The sequence below is a fragment of the Candidatus Aminicenantes bacterium genome (assembly GCA_011049425.1).
Taxonomy (GTDB): Bacteria; Acidobacteriota; Aminicenantia; order UBA2199; family UBA2199; genus UBA876.
This window is the reverse complement of sequence record DSBM01000145.1, coordinates 1-3,205: the sequence shown is the minus strand read 5'-3', so window position 1 is coordinate 3,205 and position 3,205 is coordinate 1. Positions and strand designations below refer to the sequence as shown.

General features: G+C 59.9%; 5 protein-coding genes. All 5 read left to right on the top strand.

Features of this window, described 5'->3' with window-relative positions; translation table 11 throughout:
- On the top strand, positions 1-704 hold a 704-nt coding region (locus ENN40_10570), incomplete at its 5' end, for a bifunctional histidinol-phosphatase/imidazoleglycerol-phosphate dehydratase (protein ID HDP95785.1).
- Positions 701-1,306: an imidazole glycerol phosphate synthase subunit HisH gene (gene hisH / locus ENN40_10565; protein HDP95784.1), complete on the top strand. Its 606-nt coding sequence runs from the start codon at positions 701-703 to the stop codon at positions 1,304-1,306. The genes ENN40_10570 and hisH, both read left to right, overlap by 4 nt.
- Positions 1,293-2,051, top strand: coding sequence for a 1-(5-phosphoribosyl)-5-[(5-phosphoribosylamino)methylideneamino]imidazole-4-carboxamide isomerase (gene hisA, locus ENN40_10560; protein ID HDP95783.1), 759 nt, complete (start codon positions 1,293-1,295; stop codon positions 2,049-2,051). Before hisH ends, hisA begins: the two co-directional genes overlap by 14 nt.
- Positions 2,038-2,799 carry an imidazole glycerol phosphate synthase subunit HisF gene (gene hisF / locus ENN40_10555; GenBank protein HDP95782.1) on the top strand — a complete coding sequence of 254 codons (762 nt, stop codon included), beginning with the start codon at positions 2,038-2,040 and terminating at the stop codon, positions 2,797-2,799. The genes hisA and hisF overlap by 14 nt, the downstream gene beginning before the upstream one ends.
- A partial coding sequence (gene hisI / locus ENN40_10550; protein ID HDP95781.1) for a phosphoribosyl-AMP cyclohydrolase occupies positions 2,796-3,205 on the top strand: 410 nt, incomplete at its 3' end. The genes hisF and hisI, both read left to right, overlap by 4 nt.

Sequence of the window (3,205 nt, the reverse complement as noted above, 5' to 3'; positions counted from 1 at the left end):
TCTGGTACCGCGAGGACACGCTCGGGAATCGGGATCCCCTGGTTGCCGCGGGTTTGGAACGCTGGTGTGACCTGGTTTCAGGTGACTGGGCGGTGGTGGCGGACTTCCTGCTGGGCATCAGGGTGCGTAGTGCCGAGGTGTCGCGCAGAACCCGCGAAACCGATATCACGTGCGCAGTCAACCTGGATGGCGGGTCATTCGCCGACATTCGCACCGGATTGCCGTTTCTGGATCACATGCTGGAACAGGTGGCGGTGCACGCGGGAATCGGGATTACCATCAAGGCCCGGGGAGATCTGCAAACCGGACCGCACCATACGGTTGAAGATTGCGCCGTTGTATTGGGAACCACCCTGCGCAAAGCCCTGGACGGCGTCCGCGACCGGACGCGTTACGGCTTCCTGCTGCCCATGGATGACGCCCTGGCGCGGGTGGCGCTGGACCTGGGAGGCCGTGCCTGGCTCTCCTGGCGCGTGCGTTTCCGCCGCGAAAGCGTGGGCGGCATCCCCACGGAGATGTTTGCACATTTTTTCCGTTCTTTGGTTCACGCAGCGGGAATCAGCCTGCATGTGCGCGTCGCGGGGGAAAACGACCACCACCGCATCGAGGCGGTGTTCAAGGCCGTGGGACGCGCACTGGGGCAGGCCCTGGTGCGTCAAGGCGCCGCGGGAAGTGTGCCCTCCTCCAAGGGAGCGTTGCAGTGAACACAATGATTGTACGAACCGGGGCGGGAAACCTCTTTTCCCTGGTGGCGGCATTGGAACGGATCGGCGTACGCGCAGGCATCGCGGATTCCCCGGAGCAGTTGGTGAAAGCCGACCGGGTCATTCTGCCGGGGGTGGGAGAAGCCCGTTCCGCCATGGATTTCCTGGCCGAGCGAAGACTGGATGATGTCATAAAGCATTTCACCATCCCGGTACTGGGCATCTGCCTGGGCATGCAGATGCTGTGTCGCCGGACCGAAGAACGCAACACCCCGGGCATGGGGGTGTTTGATCTTGCGGTTCAGCGTTTTCGCGGCCGGGGCAAAGTTCCCCACACGGGGTGGAACCGCGTAAAAGAGATCCACGGGCCCCTGTTTCACGGTCTGGAAGAGGGTGCCTGGTTCTACTTCGTACATTCTTATTATGCCGGATTGTCCGCATGGACAACCGCGACCTGCGAACACATGGGGACTTTCAGCGCGGCTTTGGAGCGAAACAATTTCTACGGCGTGCAGTTTCACCCCGAAAAGAGCGGTGCCGTTGGCCAACGCCTGCTCGAAAATTTCTGCAATCTTTCAGGAGAAACACATGTCAAAAAGTGAATTCATCACAATCCCCGCTATTGATATCATGGATGGAAATTGCGTGCGCCTGCGGCGCGGCGAGTTCACTAACCCAAGCGTTTATGCGGCTTCACCTTTGGAAACCGCGAAACGGTTTAACGGGTTCGGCTTCACCCACCTGCACGTCGTCGACCTGGACGCGGCCGGAAGCGGCGGCAGTGACAACTGGAATGGGATTAGGGATATCTGCCGGCAATCAGGATGCCGCGTGGACGTGGGCGGTGGCATCCGCACTTGCGAACAGGTGAGACGCTGGCTGAATGCCGGTGCCGACCGGGTCTGCGTAACTACCTTGGCGGCGCGTGAACCCGAAACTCTCAGGCAATGCATCGATCGTTTCGGGGCCGAGCGCTTTATCGTGGCGGCGGATGCAAACAGGGGGCGGCTGGCCCTGTCCGGATGGCAGGAGGAATCCGCGCAAGATCTGCTGGATTTTATCTTGACCATGTGCGAGTTGGGTATCCGGCGTTTCATGAGCACCGCGGTGGCGCGGGACGGCATGCTGACCGGGCCGGATTTCGATCTTTATCATTACATTCTGGAAGAATTCCCGGACATTGATTTGCTGGCTTCCGGCGGCATCAGTTGCATGGCGCAGGTGCGCCGCCTGCGTCGCATGGGACTGGCGGGCGTGGTGGTGGGCCGGGCCTTGTACGAAGACGCGATCATCCCAGAGGACTTGGTGTCGCTGGAATGTGGGGAGGAAGAGAATGGTGGCGTGTAGAATCATTCCCTGCATGGATGTGCGCGCCGGTCGTGTGGTCAAAGGCGTCCACTTCCTGAACCTGCGCGACATGGGTGATCCGGTTGAACTGGGAAAGCGCTACCGCGATCAGGGCGCGGATGAACTGGTCTACCTGGATATCGCGGCCACGGTTTCCAGGCAAAAAGTACGCGTGGACCTGGTGCGCGCCATTGCCCGCAACCTGGACATTCCCTTTACCGTGGGTGGAGGAATCAGGAATGAGCACGACGTGGAAACGCTGCTGGAAGCCGGCGCCGATAAGGTATCAGTCAACTCAGCCGCAGTGTTTGATCCCGGATTGATCACGCGCCTGGCGAGGGCTTTCGGTTCCCAATGCGTGGTGGTGGCCGTGGATGCCGGCATCGTGGCCGGATCACATCGCGTGTTTGTCAACGGCGGGCGCACTCCAACCGCCCATGAAGTGGTGGCATGGACCCTTGAGGCGGCAAACCGCGGAGCCGGAGAGATCCTGCTGACCTCGATGGAACGCGATGGAACCGGTTCCGGATACGATACCGGGCTCCTGCGCCGCGTTTCCACGACTGTTTCCTGTCCGCTCATCGCTTCCGGCGGTGGTGGCCGGCTCGATGATTTTGCAGCCGCTCTGGAACAGGGCGGGGCTGATGCGGTACTGGCCGCAGGTGTGTTTCACTCCGGGCGTTATACCATCAATCAGGTGAAAGAGTACCTGGCCGCGCGTTCGATTTGTGTACGGAGAGATAGATGAAATTCCAACTAAATCAAATCGATTTTACCACATGTCCCATGGTTCCGGCCGTGGTCCAGGACGCATCCAGCGGCACCGTGCTGATGTTGGGCTACATGAACCGCCAAGCCCTGGAAAAAACCCTGGAAACGGGAAAAGTGACATTCTTTTCCCGCTCGCGCCGGCAATTATGGACCAAGGGGGAAACATCGGGAAACTTCCTCTACCTGGAGGAAATCCATTCCGATTGTGACAACGATGCCCTATTGGTTCTGGCCCGACCCGCCGGGCCCACCTGCCATACCGGAGAAACGTCCTGTTTTGGCTTTGTCAGGCCCCGCGATATGGTGTCGGAGTTGGAAAGCGTGATCCGGGAACGCAAAAATTCGCCGCAAAGAGATTCCTATTGCAGCCGCCTGTTTGGCGC